16 protein-coding genes and 1 riboswitch are annotated in these 18,307 nt (G+C 39.1%); of the genes, 10 read left to right on the forward strand and 6 right to left on the reverse strand.

Annotated elements, in window-relative coordinates:
• The first annotated feature begins 68 nt into the window (after positions 1 to 68).
• The 3 genes from CIL03_RS20315 (at position 69) to CIL03_RS18475 (ending at position 2,468) form a co-directional block, all read left to right on the forward strand.
• Positions 69 to 191, forward strand: a complete 123-nt coding sequence (locus CIL03_RS20315) for a hypothetical protein (RefSeq protein ID WP_276282973.1) — start codon at positions 69 to 71, stop codon at positions 189 to 191.
• Positions 184 to 1,191 carry an ABC transporter ATP-binding protein gene (locus tag CIL03_RS18470; RefSeq protein ID WP_094887360.1) on the forward strand — a complete coding sequence of 336 codons (1,008 nt, stop codon included), beginning with the start codon at positions 184 to 186 and terminating at the stop codon, positions 1,189 to 1,191. The genes CIL03_RS20315 and CIL03_RS18470 overlap by 8 nt, the downstream gene beginning before the upstream one ends.
• Positions 1,192 to 1,676: 485 nt before the next feature.
• On the forward strand, positions 1,677 to 2,468 hold the full coding sequence (locus tag CIL03_RS18475; protein WP_094887361.1) for a 3D domain-containing protein: 792 nt from the start codon (positions 1,677 to 1,679) through the stop codon (positions 2,466 to 2,468).
• Between the two features lie 103 nt (positions 2,469 to 2,571).
• Here CIL03_RS18475 and CIL03_RS19955 read toward each other — a convergent pair whose 3' ends face one another.
• Positions 2,572 to 2,709: a hypothetical protein gene (locus tag CIL03_RS19955; protein WP_165768006.1), complete on the reverse strand. Its 138-nt coding sequence runs from the start codon at positions 2,707 to 2,709 to the stop codon at positions 2,572 to 2,574.
• 289 nt (positions 2,710 to 2,998) lie between these two features.
• Here CIL03_RS19955 and CIL03_RS18480 point away from each other — a divergent pair, with 289 nt between their 5' ends.
• Complete coding sequence (locus tag CIL03_RS18480; protein WP_094887362.1) at positions 2,999 to 4,189, forward strand: glycine C-acetyltransferase; 1,191 nt, start codon at positions 2,999 to 3,001, stop codon at positions 4,187 to 4,189.
• Between the two features lie 29 nt (positions 4,190 to 4,218).
• The gene (locus CIL03_RS18485) at positions 4,219 to 5,163 is read left to right on the forward strand and encodes an L-threonine 3-dehydrogenase (RefSeq protein ID WP_094887363.1); all 945 of its coding nucleotides are present in this window, start codon (positions 4,219 to 4,221) and stop codon (positions 5,161 to 5,163) included.
• Between the two features lie 257 nt (positions 5,164 to 5,420).
• Here CIL03_RS18485 and CIL03_RS18490 read toward each other — a convergent pair whose 3' ends face one another.
• Positions 5,421 to 7,043: an ABC-F family ATP-binding cassette domain-containing protein gene (locus CIL03_RS18490; protein WP_094887364.1), complete on the reverse strand. Its 1,623-nt coding sequence runs from the start codon at positions 7,041 to 7,043 to the stop codon at positions 5,421 to 5,423.
• A gap of 209 nt (positions 7,044 to 7,252) precedes the next feature.
• Between CIL03_RS18490 and CIL03_RS18495 the strand changes: the two genes are divergently transcribed.
• On the forward strand, positions 7,253 to 7,882 hold the full coding sequence (locus CIL03_RS18495) for a hypothetical protein (protein ID WP_094887365.1): 630 nt from the start codon (positions 7,253 to 7,255) through the stop codon (positions 7,880 to 7,882).
• Between the two features lie 84 nt (positions 7,883 to 7,966).
• Positions 7,967 to 8,947, forward strand: a complete 981-nt coding sequence (locus CIL03_RS18500; RefSeq protein WP_094887366.1) for a helix-turn-helix transcriptional regulator — start codon at positions 7,967 to 7,969, stop codon at positions 8,945 to 8,947.
• A gap of 52 nt (positions 8,948 to 8,999) precedes the next feature.
• On the opposite strand, the gene CIL03_RS18505 is transcribed toward CIL03_RS18500, so the two are convergent.
• The 4 genes from CIL03_RS18505 to rarD form a co-directional block, all read right to left on the reverse strand.
• Positions 9,000 to 9,644, reverse strand: a complete 645-nt coding sequence (locus CIL03_RS18505; protein ID WP_094887367.1) for a YpmS family protein — start codon at positions 9,642 to 9,644, stop codon at positions 9,000 to 9,002.
• 11 nt (positions 9,645 to 9,655) lie between these two features.
• Complete coding sequence (locus CIL03_RS18510) at positions 9,656 to 10,558, reverse strand: GDSL-type esterase/lipase family protein (protein ID WP_094887368.1); 903 nt, start codon at positions 10,556 to 10,558, stop codon at positions 9,656 to 9,658.
• 546 nt (positions 10,559 to 11,104) lie between these two features.
• Positions 11,105 to 12,808: a PLP-dependent aspartate aminotransferase family protein gene (locus CIL03_RS18515; RefSeq protein WP_094887369.1), complete on the reverse strand. Its 1,704-nt coding sequence runs from the start codon at positions 12,806 to 12,808 to the stop codon at positions 11,105 to 11,107.
• A gap of 105 nt (positions 12,809 to 12,913) precedes the next feature.
• Positions 12,914 to 13,034: riboswitch (SAM riboswitch) on the reverse strand.
• Positions 13,035 to 13,499: 465 nt separating this feature from the next.
• Entirely contained in the window at positions 13,500 to 14,402 is a 903-nt protein-coding gene (rarD, locus tag CIL03_RS18520) for an EamA family transporter RarD (RefSeq protein ID WP_094887370.1), read from the reverse strand.
• Positions 14,403 to 14,563: 161 nt separating this feature from the next.
• On the opposite strand from rarD, the gene megL reads away from it, so the two are divergent.
• The 3 genes from megL to CIL03_RS18535 all read left to right on the forward strand — a co-directional run bounded on the left by megL (position 14,564) and on the right by CIL03_RS18535 (position 18,209).
• Positions 14,564 to 15,751, forward strand: coding sequence for a methionine gamma-lyase (gene megL, locus CIL03_RS18525; protein WP_094887371.1), 1,188 nt, complete (start codon positions 14,564 to 14,566; stop codon positions 15,749 to 15,751).
• 441 nt (positions 15,752 to 16,192) lie between these two features.
• Positions 16,193 to 17,635, forward strand: coding sequence for a cardiolipin synthase (gene cls / locus CIL03_RS18530; protein WP_094887372.1), 1,443 nt, complete (start codon positions 16,193 to 16,195; stop codon positions 17,633 to 17,635).
• Between the two features lie 52 nt (positions 17,636 to 17,687).
• Complete coding sequence (locus CIL03_RS18535) at positions 17,688 to 18,209, forward strand: acyl-CoA thioesterase (protein WP_094887373.1); 522 nt, start codon at positions 17,688 to 17,690, stop codon at positions 18,207 to 18,209.
• Positions 18,210 to 18,307: the final 98 nt, after the last annotated feature.

Genomic DNA, 18,307 nt, shown 5'->3' on the forward strand with positions numbered 1-18,307 from the left:
CCGATCCACCGAAGGGCTGCCCGTTTGTCACCCGTTGCCCCTATGCCATGAAGGTATGTGAAGACCATATGCCGGCCTATACGGAACTGTCCGGTACCCAAAAGACAGCGTGCTGGCTGCTGGATGAGCGTGCGCCAAACGTGGAACCGCCGGAATCCGCAGTGACAGGAGGTTCGAAAGTACATGGCTGAGACGAGAGAAAAATTACTGGAAATCAAAGCGTTGAAAAAACATTTCAAACTGGATCGGACGAGCACGTTAAAAGCGGTGGACGGTATTTCCTTTGATATTTATAAAGGAGAAACATTCGGTTTAGTAGGAGAATCCGGCTGTGGAAAGTCCACAGCAGGACGGACAATCATGCGTTTATATGAAGCAACCGGAGGAGAAGTCGATTTTAACGGTGATAATGTCCATGCGAAAAAGTCGAAAAAAGAATTGAAGAAATTCAACCGGGAGATGCAGATGATCTTCCAGGATCCATATGCATCCTTGAATCCGCGGATGACTGTCAAAGATATCATCGCGGAAGGGATCGATATCCATGGTCTGGTGAACACAAAACAAGAGCGCCTGGACCGTGTGAATGAATTATTAAAAACGGTAGGACTGAATGAGGATCACGGGAATCGGTATCCACATGAATTCAGTGGGGGACAGCGGCAGCGTATCGGAATTGCCCGTGCGCTTGCGGTGGATCCGTCGTTTATCGTTGCCGATGAACCGATTTCAGCATTGGATGTATCGATCCAGGCACAGGTCGTTAACCTATTAAAACGGCTGCAGAAGGAACGCGGGCTGACCTATTTATTTATTGCCCATGATTTGTCCATGGTGAAGCACATCAGTGACCGGGTCGGGGTGATGTATTTGGGGAATATGGCAGAAATCGCGACAAGCGATGATTTATATGCCGAGCCATTACACCCGTACACCCAAGCACTGATCAGTGCGATCCCTATATCTGATCCGGAAGTGGAACGCACGAGAGAGCGAATTATCGTTGAAGGGGATGTGCCAAGTCCGGTGAACCCGCCAAGTGGCTGTCGTTTCCGTACGAGATGTCCATTTGCGATGGATGTATGTGCCAAAGTGGTGCCGGAATTTCTGGAACATAAAAAGGATCATTGGGTTGCCTGTCACCTGTATGATGAGCGATATAATGATGAACATCAGGCAAGACAGCGATAATTGTAAGCAGTAAAGGTCTGTCTTTCTCCACCAACCAGTGGGGAAGGACAGTTCCTTTTTCTATAAGCTATGATGAATAAATGTTGTTGATTTTATTTCAATAAAGAGGGAACCTCGCAATTAGTGAGGGTTCCCTCTATTATTATACTAAAGGTTCCGTTGCCTGAAGATGAATTATAGGTATTTTACTTTGTAAGCACACTTCAATTCAATAATTCATCTATTATCTTTAATTGGCTCTTCCTCTCCCGTTGAGGCATCTAATTTTGATGTCCAATTTCAATGTATTACAATATCTCCCATTCTATGACTCTAAGAATACAAATTACAAAAAGAATAGGGTTTTATATCAAAATGATTACAATTGTAATACTAATTATCGAATAAAGTATTTTTTGTAAACGACTCTTAAACCTCCTGTAACTGCACTGCCCAAACCTATGTGATAGTATAGGCAATGTTAGAAATTTAAGGAGGGACTACTTATGAAAAAAATAGTAGCCGCAATTGCTACAGGTTTTATCATCACAGGAGCAGCTGCAATAAACGTCTCTGCAGAGGATTATGAAGTACAGCAAGGAGACAATTTATGGGATATTGCAGACGAATATAATACTAGCGTTGAAGAATTAGTTGATATAAATGAGTTAAAATCTACAGTCATTCATCCAAAACAAACACTATTTATTAATGAAAAGTATGTAGTGCAACAAGGTGATACGCTTATCAGTATTGCAGATGATTATGATGTGACTGCAGAAGAATTAACCGAATGGAATAACCTTTCATCTTCTGTTATTACTATTGGACAAGAATTAGAGATTAAAGGTGTAAATGTAGCACAAGAAGATAATCCTGCTCCAAAAGCTGCAAAGAAAGCATCTGGTGAGGAAGAGCAAAATACACAGAACACAGCTGCTGCTGACGAATCAAATAAGAAAGAAGCTGAAACGGCTGCAAAAGCTGAGCAAGAACAAACAGCAGAAGGTAAAACAGTTTCTGTAACAGCGACTGCTTATACTGCAGGCTGTGCTGGATGCTCCGGCATTACTTCAACTGGAATTGATCTAAATGCAAATCCAAATGCAAAAGTTATTGCAGTAGATCCAAACGTTATTCCGCTAGGCTCCGAAGTATATGTTGAAGGTTACGGTTATGCTGTTGCTGGTGACATCGGCAGTGCAATTAAAGGTAATAAAATTGATATTCATGTTCCAACTAAAGACGATGCTTATAGCTGGGGCGTTAAAACAGTTGATGTAACTATTGTTGAATAATAAATAACCAGTTTAATAGAAAACTTAATAGCAAAAAAGGAAAGCATCTATATTACAATGCTTTCCTTTTTTTATTTTAATTAAACGTAAACCAAAAAAATAGTTAAATTTCTGTTCTGATAGTGGTAGAGTGATTGTCTTCATCTACAATCTCGTTTGGAACATCATTCATTTGTGAATAACCAATAAAGCCAAAGCCTATTATAAATATCGCAAAAAGAGCGACTAATATTTTCTTCATTATTACTTCCTCCAACATCTGATTCTAGTAATAGTATAATAAAAATAGCAGTAAATCACCATTGTTTTTTATGACATTTCATAAGGAAATTCTTACAAAAATGAAAGGTTGAATTAACTAATAAAACGAAATAGTTCCATTATTAATCGCCAGCCTTATTTGATTAAACATTTATTAAGGTTTATGTTAAACTTGACTTAAATTAAGTGCTCACCGCATAGAGGCATTTATGACCTTTTCAAATGAAATAATATGAAGCGCTTACATAACAAGGAGGATAATTTAAAACATGACTAGTAAAGCATTAGACAATTTTTTAAATGAAAATATTGCTGATTTAAAGGAACGTGGACTATATAATGAAATTGATCCTGTTCAGGGTGCAAATGGGGCAAAGATCACTATTAACGGTAAGAAGTTAATAAACCTTTCATCCAATAATTATTTAGGACTTGCCACAGATGAACGTTTAAAAGAGGTGGCAAAACAAGCAGTAGATTCACACGGTGTTGGGGCAGGTGCTGTTCGTACAATTAATGGTACACTCGATCTTCATATTGAACTTGAGAAGAAGCTTGCTGCATTTAAGGGGACAGAAGCTGCAATTTCTTTCCAATCCGGATTCAATTGCAATATGGCTGCTATTTCAGCTGTAATGGATAAAAATGATGCTATTCTTTCCGATGAATTGAATCACGCATCCATTATAGATGGCTGCCGCTTGTCGAAAGCTAAAATTATTCGTGTCAATCACTCGGATATGGAAGATCTCCGTCAAAAAGCGAAGGAAGCTGTCGAATCCGGACAGTATAATAAAATAATGGTAATTACAGATGGCGTTTTCTCTATGGATGGCGATATTGCAAATCTTCCTGGGATTGTTGAAATTGCTGAAGAGTTTGATTTGATCACATATGTGGATGATGCACATGGCTCTGGTGTTCTCGGTAAAGGCGCAGGAACGGTCAAACATTTTGGTTTGCAGGATAAAGTAGATTTTCAAATGGGGACATTATCAAAAGCTATTGGTGTAATCGGGGGTTACGTTGCAGGGAAAGCGAACCTGATTGACTGGCTGAAAGTTCGTTCTCGTCCGTTTCTATTTTCAACTGCGGTATCTCCGGCAGATGCTGTGGCAAGTACGAAGGCAATTGAGCTGTTAATGGAAAGCACGGAACTGAATGAAAAGCTTTGGGAAAATGGTGATTATCTAAAAGAGGGGTTAAAGAGGTTAGGATTCGATATTGGCAATAGTGAAACCCCTATTACACCATGTATTATCGGGGATGAAAAAGAAGCACAAAAGTTCAGTAAACGTTTGTACGAAGAAGGCGTTTATGCAAAATCCATCGTATTTCCAACTGTGCCAAGAGGAACTGGACGAGTCAGAAATATGCCAACTGCAGCACATACAAAGGAAATGCTTGATGAGGCAATAGCAGTATACGAAAAAGTTGGCAAAGAGATGGGTATTATCTAAATAGATTCGGATAAGAAAGGGCTTATGCAATGAAAAAGATTTTAGTTACTGGAGCTCTCGGCCAAATTGGATCAGAGCTTGTTGATAAATTACGTGAAATATATGGTTCATCAAATGTAATTGGTACAGATATACGAAAAAAGGAAGAGGCAGCAGAGGAAGGTCCTTTTGAAATTGTTGATGTAATGGATGGCAAACATCTGAATTCTGTTGCAAAAGAATACCAGGTAGATACGATTATGCATTTAGCTGCATTGCTATCCGCAAAGGCAGAATCCTTTCCAAGAGTAGCCTGGGATTTGAACATGGGTGGGTTGATTAATGCACTAGAAGTAGCTAAAGAGCTCAACCTGCAATTTTTCACACCAAGTTCCATTGGCGCATTTGGACCGTCAACACCAAAGGATAATACACCGCAGGATACACTGCAGCGTCCAACGACGATGTATGGTGTTAACAAAGTGGCAGGTGAGCTGCTGGCAGATTATTATTTTCAGCGTTTTGATGTGGATACTCGCGGGGTACGCTATCCTGGATTAATTTCTTATGTTGCACCACCTGGTGGCGGAACAACTGATTATGCCGTGGAAATTTATTATGAAGCATTAAAAAATAAAGCATATACCTCTTATATACGTGAAGGTACTTATATGGATATGATGTATATGCCGGATGCACTAAATGCTATAATCCAATTGATGGAGGCTGATCCGGACAAACTGACACACCGAAATGCTTTCAATATCTCAGCAATGTCTGCAGCACCAGAGGATTTTGCTAAAGCAATTCAAAAGTATATTCCGGAGTTTGCTTTATCATACAGCATTGATCCTATCAGGCAAAAGATTGCTGACAGCTGGCCGAACAGCCTCGACTCAACTGCTGCAATAGAAGAATGGGGATTTAAGGCAGAATATGATTTGGATAAGATGACGAAGGACATGCTTGAAAAGATAGAAGCAAAGGAAAAATAAAAATTGCTCTCCCATTTTTTGGGGGAGCTTTTTGTATATAAAGTGAATTTGCTGTGTAAAAACTGCTGAGATCGGATGACAGGCTTTTAAGACCGGACGAAAAGCATCAGACTGGACACTAGGAAATAAGACCGAATAAATCGAGTTTAAGACCGAATGCAACGTGAATTATACCGAATCCATCCTTCAACCTAACAATGAAAGTATTATACATTAAAAAGAAGCGTCCTCCAATAAAGGAGAACGCTTTTACTTCATTAACTGGCATACATTCCAGCAATTTGTTTCTGTAATTTTTGATCCTGTACATACTCGTCATAGCTCATTTCTTTATCGATAATGCCGTTTGGCGTAATTTCGATAAGGCGATTAGCAATACTGTTAATAAATTGATGATCATGTGATGTAAACAGAATGGAACCTTTGAATTTAATCAATCCATTATTTAAAGAAGTAATGGATTCCAAGTCCAGATGGTTTGTCGGCTCATCAAGAAGTAAAACATTGGCATTGCTCAGCATCATTTTGGAGAGCATGCACCGTACTTTTTCTCCACCAGATAAAACATTTGCCTTCTTTAAGGCTTCTTCTCCAGAGAAGAGCATTCTTCCCAGGAAGCCGCGAAGGAAGGTTTCTGTTTCATCCTCTGGTGAATACTGACGCAGCCAGTCGACCAATGGCAAGTCATTATTTTCGAAATAAGCTGCATTATCTTTAGGGAAGTAGGACTGTGATGTTGTTACACCCCAAGTGTACGTTCCCGCATCTGGCTCCATTTCTCCCATTAATATTTTAAACAGGGTTGTTTTGGCAATATCGTTTTTTCCGACAAGGGCAATTTTGTCATCCTTGTTCATAATAAAGCTGACATTGTCTAAAACTTTTTTACCGCCAATTGTCTTGGTCAGACCTTCTACACGCAGCAAATCATTTCCGATTTCGCGCTCTGGTGTGAAAGCAATATATGGATATTTTCTGGATGATGGTTTAATGTCATCCAATGTAATATTATCAAGCAGTTTTTTTCGTGAAGTTGCCTGCTTGGATTTTGAGGCATTTGCACTAAAACGGGCGATAAATGCCTGCAGGTCCTTAATTTTTTCTTCTTTCTTTTTATTAGCTTCCTGTGCCATTTTTGATGCGAGCTGGCTTGATTCATACCAGAAATCATAATTCCCGATATAAATTTGGATTTTTCCATAGTCAACATCTGCAATGTGTGTGCATACTTTATTTAAAAAGTGGCGGTCATGGGAAACGACAATGACTGTATTCTCAAAGTTTATCAGGAATTCTTCCAGCCACTGAATAGCCTGAATATCCAGTCCGTTGGTAGGCTCATCCAGCAGTAAAATATCCGGGTTGCCAAATAACGCCTGGGCAAGCAAAACCTTCACTTTTTGATCTCCAGTAAGGTCTGCCATGTTCAGCAAATGAAGTGATTCATCAATGCCTAAGCCTTTCAGCAGGACAGCTGCATCTGATTCAGCTTCCCACCCGTTCATTTCAGCAAATTCGCCTTCCAGCTCAGCAGCACGCATGCCATCTTCCTCCGAAAAATCGGCTTTCATATAAATGGCATCTTTCTCCTGCTTTACTTCATATAATTTTTCATGTCCCATTAAGACAGTGTCAAGCACCTGATTCTCTTCATAAGCAAAGTGATCCTGCTTTAATACAGCAAGACGCTCCCCGGGGGATAATGAAACCGTTCCGGATTGCGCTTCTACTTCACCGGATAAAACCTTTAGGAACGTTGATTTTCCCGCACCATTTGCTCCAATTAAGCCATAGCAGTTGCCGGCAGTGAATTTTATATTAACATCTTCAAATAGCTTTTTATCACCATATCGTAAACTAACATTAGTAACATTTATCATAACGCGTACATTTCCTCCAATAAAAATAAATAGTAATCATGGTAAGCTTAAGGTATTTAGAGGGTTTCGTCAATGCAAAACGGTCATATATATAAATAAGAAGGGAAAAATCAAAATTTAGCTTGTATAATTGAAGTTTTTTTGTAATAGTAGAAAAAAAGAATTCTTTTCTGATACTGAAAATAAAGATTGGGGGGAGGGGAAACCCAATGAGAGAAAGAACCATTTACTTTCTCTTCACAGATACGGGTACTTATTTATCCAGGGCAATCAATTACTGTACCAAACAGTCATTAAATCATGTTTCAATAGGATTTGACCATGAATTAAGTGAGGTATACAGCTTTGGAAGAAAACGCCCGAATAATCCGTTTATAGGCGGGTTTGTGAAAGAAGACATACAGAGTGAATTTATGCGGCATTCAACAAGTGCAATTTACAGCTATCAGGTTTCAGAAATGGAATATGAAGCAATACTTTGCAGGATAAAAGAGATTGAAGCGGTCAAAGACTCTTATAAATATAATTTTATTGGTTTATTAGGTGTATTGTTTCAAATTGAAATAAATCGCAAAGACGCATTCTTTTGTTCCCAGTTTGTGGCTACTGTTTTAAATGATTTGGAAAATTTCAGTCTGCTGAAGCCGCCATGTTTTATCACGCCAGCGGATATCCGCACACATAAAGGGATGCAGCTGATTTACCAGGGAATACTTGGGGAATATCAACCGAAACAAACAAAGACAGAACGAAAACTGGTAACCGCAGAACAAACTATTGAAAAGCAATCATTTATATTTTTCTTATCTTCAAAAGTAAAACGATTTGTCATCAAATAAAAGAACCATACACAATTTTGTAGATGGTTCTTTTTTTATATAAGTTTGAAAAGCCTTAAATAATAGAGAAAGGGGATGCAGCCTATGGAACGCGGAAGCAATTATCGCTTGCTGAAAATAAGGGAAATCCTATTTGACCAGACAGATGAACAGCATGAATTGGGAATTAATGATATCAGCAAAAAATTGCTGCAGATTATTCCCGGCGGAACCTTTGATAACAGAACAATTAAGCGGGACCTGCAAATTCTGGATGAAATGGATTTTGAAATAATGGAGAATAAAGGTAAATTTGGGAAGATCCTGTACAGTCACCAATCCCGATTATTTGAAACATATCAATTACGTCTCATTAATGATGCCATTCTTTCTGCTCGCTTTATTACTACCAATGAAAAGAAAAAGCTGATCAATAAGGTGAAGCGGCTGACAAGTAAAAATATTGCTAAAACATTGCCAGAACCAGTGCTGTTCAGTCAATCAGCCAATATGGACTATGAGCAGGTTAAATTAAACATTGATTTTGTACACCGGGCAATCTCCCAGCGAAATGTTATTACATATCAGTATGGGAAATTTAATGTGGATAAGCAATTTGAATTCAACCGTAATGGGGATCTTTATTATGTGGAGCCATATGCATTAATTTGGCAAAATGATTATTACTATTTAATTGGACGTTTTCAAAAAACAGATGAAATGAGACACTACCGTCTGGATCGGATTCGAAATATAGAAATTACGGATGGACATTTTACACAAACAGATTATGATTTAAAAAGTTATGTGAATCAAAGTTTTCATATGTTTGCAGGGGAAGAAATATGGATAAAAATTCAGTTTCATGAGGATCTGGTGAATGTTGTTCTCGATCGTTTGGGGCATGATGCTGATATTAAAAATACAGGTGACGGGCATTTTGAGCTGAGAACAAAAGCTAAACTATCGGATGGACTGATTAACTGGATTTTGACTTGGGGGAATAAAGCAAAAGTATTGGAACCTGAGCATCTAGTCAACGAGGTGAAGGGAAAAATTGAGCAAATGATGAAGACTTATCAGTAGGCTGGAAAGCCCCCTTGTACCAGGGGGCTTCGCTGAAGTTATTCATTTAGTCTTACTGACCTCTGAATTCTCCGTAATCAATGCCCAATGATTTATAAGGCACTTTGATTTTAAATGCCAGATTATTTGCTTCAAGGTCAATATGCTCTACGCTGACTTCAAAGTTACTTCGGATTTCCATATCTGTTACAGCTACATAAATTTCTTCGTCCTTCGGGTTAACGGTTACCCATTCCGGCATCGGCAAGTATTTTTTCATATATTCCATGATTTTTTGATTTGGCAATTCCAGTAATCCTACAGAAATCGACTTTTGTTCTAAAATAATATCTCCATTATCCTGTACAAATGGTTCAAAATGTACAGAAAGAGGGACCGTTGCAGAAAACACCGGCAATTCTCCGGTCAGGTGAACATCCTCTTCAAGTGAGATGCTGTAATGATGCCTTGTGGTGCTTAAGAGCTGATCAATATAAGCATTTACTAATTCATTTAAATTCTGCTTGGTTGTGCGAACAACAAATTCGGAGCTTTCCTGTTCTGCACGATCTTGATTCTGCGGTCTTTCCGTTTCCGAAACCGGCCAGAATATAAATGAGACAATCACAAGGAAAAAAATGATATTTAAAATCAGCAGCCCGAAAAACAGCCGCTTCCATTTAATCTTTCCTTTTCGATGCTCTTTTCTTAGAGACATGGCGTTCACCCTTATTCATTAGTCAGGTACTCAAGAACTCTTTTGGCCATTCGCTGATAGCCAAGGTCATTCGGATGAAAGTTATCCTCCGCGAATACATCCTCATCCGGGTCAGCAAATAAATCTGCAGTTGGAATAAATGTTTCGTTGTTTTCCTCTGCAACCATTTTTCCTGTGTTATTCCATTCCTCTACAATAATACTGAGTTCCCTGATATCTTCAAAATATTTATCAAAAGGATTATAAAAGCCTAATAAATTTATATCCACATTCGAATTTATATCTTTTATTTTAGCAAATATCTGTCGTAATCGAACCTCATAATTAACTCTTTCATGCTGGAAATCCTCAAGTTTCAGGTTGGTGAAGTTTGATTTAAACACCTGCATGATGTCATTAGCGCCAATTGTTATCAGAACAATGTCAGAGTCATTTACTGAGTCAACAACTTCCGGATCATCCAAATATTCCAGCAGCTGGTCAGACCGGTAGCCACGGATTCCGAAGTTATCAAATTCAACTAGCTCTGATTCTTTGTTTATAGAGCGATCAAGTATTCCTACATACCCGCCTTGCTCTTTGCTGTCACCGACTCCCTGTGTAAGTGAGTCACCGATTGCAACAACTTTGGTTTCACGATTGGAGAAGAAATCAAGCGTACTTTGAACAGCTTCCAATAGAATTTGTGAAATCTGTTTATTTTCTGTTTGCTCAGAGCTTGATGCTTCTTCTGTCTCCTCCTGGTTTTGTTCCTGTTCTTCCACATTTTCATTTTCTTCTTCGTCAGGTTCTGTTATTTCATCTTCTGGGATAGTAACATTCTCAAAATTTGATTTAGGCTGATTGAAAAATACAATCAGTACGATGCCAATGATTAAAATTAAACCACCAGTGATGAACACTCTCTTCTTCATACTTACCACACCTAGGCTGTTATATAATATATATATGGAAATAATGCTAATTGTCTCATGAATCAATAAAAATAAAAAGGATCTAGTACTGATCATACCCGAAACAACACGTCATAAAAATGTTAATTCAGAAATGGTACGAACATTTAACTTAAACGAAACAAAGGCGCAAGCGCCCGTTTAGCGACGTACGGACTGCGCCCCACAGGACGTGGGGTGGTTCGATGTTGCCACGTGATGTGGCGGTTTTAATCGAACTTCCTTTTCTAAGGAGATAAAGGAAACACGGCGACCGTAGGGAGGCGATGTTGACTTATCGTACGGAGGTGAAGGAAGTCCGCTAGTCGCTGGGCGCTGGAGCTGGACGTGGTTGATTATGTCCAAGAGGTATTTGCTGTCAAATATTATACTTTATTTACTAGTAATAAAAGACCGCCTATAAATCAAGGCGGTCTTGAATAATGGTTATATCTAATTTTCCCATTTTCGGCTAAAAGTAAACTAGAAAACTGATTAAATCCTAGAGCAAACTTCAGGAATTCCGTTTTAAATTTCCACAGGTTCCTTAGGTGATTGATTTTCTCTGATTCGTACTGCTTCCTCGTATGGTTTACTATCTGTGATAACAGTAATCCCCGCTGCTTTTGCGTTATCGAGCAGCTGATCATTGCCGGATGGATCTTCAACCCATAAGATTTTCCCCTGTTTATTGATAAATTGTTCTATTAGAGAAGCCTGCAGTTCTTTATTCACTACAACTGCATCCACTTCGGAAGAAATCTCAGCAAGCTGGGATGCATCACTTACTACTGTCACAGTAAAACCAAGCTCTTTTAATTGCTCAGCAGTTTTGCTCTCTCCAGCCACGGCAATTACTTTTTTGCGAACTCCTCCATTGTTTCGGTCAAATGGGGATGATAGCAGCCAGCTGATTGCATCTTCTTCAGTTGCTTCATAAACACCAGTTTCGCCTGTAGCTTTAGAAATAGCCTGATCCAGATCAACTAAAATATCCTTTGTAGATTCCAGTCCGATTGATAATCGTACCAATTCTTCTGTTACACCACTTTTTACAAGATCTTCAGCACTTAATTGCTGGTGTGTGGTTGAAGCAGGATGAATAATGAGTGATTTAGCATCACCGACATTTGCAACATGTGACCATAGAGTGATATTATCAATCAGTTTTCTGCCAGCTTCACGGCCACCTTTGATTCCAAAAGTTATGATGGAACCAAAGCCATTTTTAAAGTATTTTTTTGCCAGCTGATGGGAAGGGTGCTCTGCTATTCCAGGGAAATTCACCCATTCAACTGCAGGGTGTTTCTGCAAGTAGTCGGCAACTACTTTGGCATTTTCATTATGGCGTTCAATACGTAAGTGTAAAGTCTCAAGGCCTTGTAATAATAGAAAAGCATTATGCGGGCTCAAGCATGCTCCAATGTCACGTAATAGCTGTACACGTAATTTTGTTGCAAAAGCTGCTGGGCCGACATCAATAAATCGCAGTCCATTGTAACTATCATCAGGTTCTGTAAACCCTGGGAATTTCTCATTATCCCAATTAAACCTTCCGCCATCTACAACTACACCACCAATTGCTGTACCATGGCCGCCAATCCACTTTGTTGCCGAGTGAACAACTATATCAGCACCCCAAGCTAATGGCTTGGTGAAATATGGTGCAAAGGTGTTATCAATGATTAAAGGGATGTCATTGGTATGTGCGATTTTTGAAACAGCTTCAACATCAAAGACATTTAGGCTAGGATTTGTAATAGTTTCAGCAAAAATTGCTTTCGTTTTATCGGTAATTGCACCTTCAATTGCCTCAATGTCTGTACCATCCACAAATTTTACATTAATTCCATAACGGGGCAATGTATTTGCGAAAAGGTTATAAGTACCACCATATAAATTACTGTCAGTTATAATTTCGTCACCTGCACTGGCTACGTTTAAAATAGCAAACGTAATTGCTGCCATTCCTGATGACGTTGCTACAGCAGCAACACCATCTTCAAGCTGTGCAACGCGCTGTTCGAATGCGTCCACTGTTGGGTTGCCGATTCGAGTGTAAATATTTCCTGGCTCTGCTAAACCGAATAAATTTTGCGCATGTTCGGTGTCCCGAAATACATAGGAAGTAGTTTGATAGACAGGAACAGCTCTCGAACCTGTCGCAGGATCTGCCTGCTGACCTGCATGAAGTAATACTGTGTCTGGATTTTGAAAATGAAAGTTTGACATAAAAGTAATTCCTCCTTAGATAATTGTATTGCCTGAATCTGGCGGTTTAGAAGAGAAATAAAAAATCCCTCTTCCTAAGAAGAGGGCGTGTATACATCGGACCTCCTCTTATCTTCCAGATCATCCGTTGATCTGTAGGATTTAGCACCGTTAAAAGTAAGTCAAATCTCACTTTAAGGTTGCCGGGCTTCACAGGGCCTATTCCCTCCGCCGCTCATGATAAGAGATGTAATTTGTTAAATTACTGAATATTATAGATGCTTGGCTGTTCGTTTGTCAAGCTCATTTCTGAAAATATTAAAATTAGGCTGTTTTCAGTATGTTTTGTTGCACTTGTTCCTCCACAGTTGATGAAAACTGTTACGTAAAATCAGCGATGATAATTCCATCGTCCGCACAGGAAATATAACCACACTTCCATCATCATATCAGCCATCCGCCGAAAATAACTTCTATGTGCCCGATAGCAACTTATTTCAGGTTGTTTGGGCTCAGAGAGGCGCTTTATGTGCCCGGTAGCTATTGTTTTCTAGCTGCTGGGCTCAGAGAAGTACCCAAATCCTGAATCTATTCAACTCATGAAACCTCCGTCCAAATTTAAAATCAACAGAGCAGTTATGTCACAGTCTATAGAAACTGTTATTTAAACTTTTTTATTAAAACCACAAACCTGTAAAATAGCTTTGAATTATTAACTTACCTGACGACGCACAGGCCGTTTGTATGCTGAGCCCATATAGATAATCAATGCTGACCAGATAAATAAAAATGCAACTAGGTGGGCGAATGTAAATGTTTCATTATATAGAAATACACCGAGAATCAGCATGATGGTTGGTGCGAAGTATTGCAGGAACCCTACCATTGCCAGTGGGATCAACTTTGCCCCTGACGCAAACATCAATAAAGGGATTGCTGTAACTATTCCACTTGCCAGCAGGAAAATATTAATGGTGGAGATTGGCTCACTTATTGAAAATGCACCTTCAGAGAGCGCGAGTAAATAGATTGCAGCCACTGGTGTCACGATCATTGTTTCAATTGTTAAGCCAAACATTGCAGGTATATCAACTATCTTTTTAAGTAATCCATAAAAACCAAAGCTTAATGCCAGAACGATGGAGATCCATGGAAAAACACCGAAGCTGATCGTTAAATAAAGTACACCGATTCCTGCCAAAATAAAAGAGAGTACCTGCCTTCTTGTTAAATTCTCTTTTAGTATGATTATACCTAATAAAATACTGATTAATGGATTAATATAATATCCAAGACTGGCCTGTATGACATGCTCACTGTTTACCGCCCAGATAAAGGTAAGCCAGTTCAAACTGATCAATAAGGAAGCGGCTGTAATACCAATCAGTTTTTGTCTGTCCTGCCAAATAATTTTACATTGCTTAATAAAAGGAGACCATTTTCCTAATAGCGTTACGATAAAGATCATAAACACAAATGACCAGACTATACGGTGTGCTAGTATTTCACCTGCAGAAACATCGTCTCCCAGTTTCCAGAAAATCGGGAGGAATCCCCATAAAATATAGGCACCAGCAGTATAAAAGATTCCCAGTTTTTCTTGATTATTGTCCAATTGCAAGGCTCCTATTCCGAGTAAAGTAAGCCAATTTTAGAGTTAAATTCAGGATAAAGCAATTAACCTGCTTGTAACAGCATCTGGAAAACGCTTTCAAAAATGAGGCTAATAGATTATTATAGTAGTAGATATGTACATTATTTTTAGGGGGTAAAATCATGTCTGAAAACCAAAAACATTTTGAAACAACTGTCATTCATAAAGGCTATGATGCTAAAGAAATGCTGGGAAGTTTAGCAACACCATTATTTCAAACATCTACCTATACATTTGATACGGCGGAGCAGGGTGAAAGAAGATTTGCAGGAGAAGAAGAGGGATATATTTATTCAAGGCTCGGAAATCCAACGGTAAAAGTACTTGAGGAGCGAATTGCTGCACTTGAAAGCGGTGAGCGCGGCCTGGCATTTGCTTCAGGAATGGCTGCAGTTTCTGCGATCTTGATTGCTCTGACAAAAGCAAATGATCATATTATTTGTTCCTCAGGTTTATATGGCTGTACATTCGGTTTATTGATGATGATGAAAGATAAATACAATATTACCCATGATTTTTCTGCAATGGAAACCAAAGAAGAGGTACGCAAACTTATCAAGCCGGAGACCGCCTGTATTTATGTGGAAACACCAATTAATCCAACAATGAAACTAATTGATCTGCAAATGGTTGCAGAGGTAGCACATGAATATGATATTCCGGTTGTTGTCGATAATACATTTTCGTCACCATATATACAGCGGCCGATCGAGCTGGGCTGTGATGTTGTTATTCACAGTGCAACAAAATATATCGGCGGGCATGGGGACTTGGTTGCAGGACTTGCTGTTGGAAAGAAAGACTTCCTGGATTCTGTAGCTATGACTACACAAAAGGACATTGGGGGGATTATATCACCATTTGATGCCTGGCTTTTAATAAGAGGCCTGAAAACATTGCCAATTCGGCTTGACCGACATTCAGATAATGCGGAGAAAATATTTGAGAAATTGCGGAGACACTCAAAAGTAAAAAATATTTATTATCCAAATGATGAAACTCACCCTGATTTTTCTATCCGAAAAAAACAAATGAAACGGGGCGGTGGCATCATTTCATTTGAAATCGATGGAACGAAAGAGGATGCCCAGCAACTGCTGAACAACCTTTCCTTTTTAAAAATAGCAGTCAGTCTCGGAGACGCTGAAACATTGATTGAACACCCTGCTACAATGACACATGCCGTCGTTCCGGAAAAATCACGTGAGGAAATGGGCATCACCGATCAGTTGATACGTCTTTCCGTCGGCCTTGAAGCTTGGGAAGACATTTGGAACGACCTGGAGCAAGCACTTAATAAATTATCATAACAATTGTAAACGTCTGTACTGGCAATCAGCCGGAACAGACGTGTTTTTTGTCTTCATTATTATAAAGCTAGTTCACAAACGGGGGTTTTTATTAAGATTCTTGGAAAATAAAATGCAATTTTCAATGTGAAAAATAACCCTGTTGAAGCTTTACTTTTGGGTGAGAGGAGCTTGTGCAGTCACAGATGTCGTACTTGTAGGCGAAAGTGAAAGCGAAGATAGTGTATTGCAGCTGCTTTGACAGAATGCCAACAATATATGCTAAAACTAAAAACTGTTATTTCAGCATAGAATAACACAGGGTCTACCTGATATATCCGACTTGATAGCAAACCATTCAGGTATTCATTAACGGAAAAAGGAATTTTATGCTATATTAGGGTATATGAAAAATGGGTAATTTAGTTAATGGACTTAAGTTTGGAAGGGGAGATACATACTATGGGGATACTGACATTTTTATTAGGCGCTATTATGATTCTAAATATCACCTTGGGTATTTCTATTATCTTCCTGGAGCGTAAAGATGCGAGTTCCACTTGGGCCTGGCTGATGGTATTGCTCTTTATTCCAATTGCAGGTTTCTTTCTCTATCTGATTTTTGGTAAACCTATAAGCAAACGCCGTATATTCACGTGGGATACTAAAGCAAGACTTGGAGTCAAAACTGCTGTACAGTCTCAATTGCGTGCACTGGAAGAAGAACGGTTTGATTTTAAACATGAGGAAATAGCGGAATATGAAGAATTGGTTTATTTGCATTTGAGAAATGATGATGCGATTTTCACCCAGGATAATAAGGTGGAAATTTTTACAGATGGTGAAAAAAAATTTAATGCGCTGATCCAGGATCTGGAAAAAGCTACTGATCATATTCATCTGCTTTATTATATTATCCGGAGTGATCAGCTGGGCAGGCGCATTGCAGAGGTTTTAATCAAAAAGGCAAATGAAGGGGTAGAGGTTCGTATGCTCTACGATGATATGGGGTCTCGTTCATTAAGCCGCAAATACATAAAACGTCTGCGAAATGCAGGTGTCCAGATGGAAGCATTCTTTCCTTCAAGAATTCCAAAGGTAAATTTTAAAATCAATTACCGGAATCATCGTAAATTAGCTATCATCGATGGGAAAGTTGGCTACATCGGTGGCTTTAATATAGGTGATGAATATCTTGGAGGAAATAAAAAATTCGGCTATTGGCGGGATACTCACTTGCGGGTGTACGGAGATTCTGTAAGTCATATGCAAACAAGATTTATACTGGATTGGAACCAGGCTTCACGCAATGATATTTTATATGAAGAACGATATTATGATGCTGTTCCTGCAGGAGACGTGGGTGTGCAGATTGTTTCAAGCGGCCCCGATTCTGATTGGGAACAGATTAAAAACGGTTATATAAAAATGATTATGTCTGCTTCTGAATATGTTTATATTCAGACTCCTTACTATATTCCTGATGAAAGTCTGAGAGATGCCCTTAGGATAGCGGCGTTGTCAGGGGTAGATGTGAAAATAATGATACCGAATAAACCGGATCATCCTTTTGTATATTGGGCAACATTATCAAGTGTAGGTGATTTACTGGAGGCAGGGGCAGAGGTTTATATTTATCAGAATGGGTTTCTGCATGCGAAGACAATTGTAGTAGATGGAAAAATAGCATCTGTCGGTACTGCAAACATCGATGTCCGCAGTTTCCGCCTTAATTTTGAAGTGAATGCTTTTTTATATGACAAGGGTCTTGCAGGAAGGTTGCTGGATGCGTTTAATGAAGATGTTAAGCTGTCCACACAAATGACGAAGAAGCTGTATGATAAACGGTCACTTGGGGTGCGTTTTAAAGAGGCGATTTCCCGGCTGATCTCGCCGGTGTTGTAATTATAACAAGTTAGGGAATTATAGAAAGAAATAGCAGTTTGGAGGAATTTATATGGAGAAAAAACCTTGTTCCTATTCATTGGCAGTAAAAACATCACATGTTCTGCCACCGGATACAAATAATCATGGTACACTTTTCGGAGGGAAGCTGATGGCACATATTGATGACGTTGCTGCAATTGCCGCTGTCAGGCATTCACGAAAACCTGTAGTTACAGCATCAACCGACTCTGTCGACTTTTTGGCCCCAGTGAAGGAAGGGCATTCTGTTTGTGTTGAAGCATTTGTAACATGGACACATAATACTTCCATGGAGGTATTTGTAAAAGCAGTAACGGAGGATTTGTTAACAGGTAATCGCAAAGTATGCACCACAGCTTTTTTAACCTTTGTTGCAATCGATGAGAATGGCAGACCTTCCTCTGTACCGGGTGTTTATCCGGAAACAGATCATGAAAAGCTGCTTCATGAACATGCTGGAGCCCGGGCACAGCAGCGAAAAGAGAGACGTAAACAATCGAAGCAATTTGCTGAAACTTTTGGAACAGATTTTCCGTGGGATAAAGGACATTGATGAATTTTGGTAAAAGGAAAAAGACTGGTAATGTACTGCACTCTAAAAGTTAGAGTGAAACCTAACTTTGGGGATGCAGTACATTAAACCGGTCTTTT

The organism is Virgibacillus indicus, from assembly GCF_002266285.1.
GTDB lineage: Bacteria > Bacillota > Bacilli > Bacillales > Amphibacillaceae > Virgibacillus_K > Virgibacillus_K indicus.

Coding starts and splice junctions, on each gene's coding strand:
- CIL03_RS20315 (WP_276282973.1), top strand. CDS start 69: ATGCCGGCCTATACGGAACTGTCCGGTACCCAAAAGACAGCGTGCTGG.
- CIL03_RS18470 (WP_094887360.1), top strand. CDS start 184: ATGGCTGAGACGAGAGAAAAATTACTGGAAATCAAAGCGTTGAAAAAA.
- CIL03_RS18475 (WP_094887361.1), top strand. CDS start 1,677: ATGAAAAAAATAGTAGCCGCAATTGCTACAGGTTTTATCATCACAGGA.
- CIL03_RS19955 (WP_165768006.1), bottom strand. CDS start 2,709: ATGAAGAAAATATTAGTCGCTCTTTTTGCGATATTTATAATAGGCTTT.
- CIL03_RS18480 (WP_094887362.1), top strand. CDS start 2,999: ATGACTAGTAAAGCATTAGACAATTTTTTAAATGAAAATATTGCTGAT.
- CIL03_RS18485 (WP_094887363.1), top strand. CDS start 4,219: ATGAAAAAGATTTTAGTTACTGGAGCTCTCGGCCAAATTGGATCAGAG.
- CIL03_RS18490 (WP_094887364.1), bottom strand. CDS start 7,043: ATGATAAATGTTACTAATGTTAGTTTACGATATGGTGATAAAAAGCTA.
- CIL03_RS18495 (WP_094887365.1), top strand. CDS start 7,253: ATGAGAGAAAGAACCATTTACTTTCTCTTCACAGATACGGGTACTTAT.
- CIL03_RS18500 (WP_094887366.1), top strand. CDS start 7,967: ATGGAACGCGGAAGCAATTATCGCTTGCTGAAAATAAGGGAAATCCTA.
- CIL03_RS18505 (WP_094887367.1), bottom strand. CDS start 9,644: ATGTCTCTAAGAAAAGAGCATCGAAAAGGAAAGATTAAATGGAAGCGG.
- CIL03_RS18510 (WP_094887368.1), bottom strand. CDS start 10,558: ATGAAGAAGAGAGTGTTCATCACTGGTGGTTTAATTTTAATCATTGGC.
- CIL03_RS18515 (WP_094887369.1), bottom strand. CDS start 12,808: ATGTCAAACTTTCATTTTCAAAATCCAGACACAGTATTACTTCATGCA.
- megL (WP_094887371.1), top strand. CDS start 14,564: ATGTCTGAAAACCAAAAACATTTTGAAACAACTGTCATTCATAAAGGC.
- cls (WP_094887372.1), top strand. CDS start 16,193: ATGGGGATACTGACATTTTTATTAGGCGCTATTATGATTCTAAATATC.
- CIL03_RS18535 (WP_094887373.1), top strand. CDS start 17,688: ATGGAGAAAAAACCTTGTTCCTATTCATTGGCAGTAAAAACATCACAT.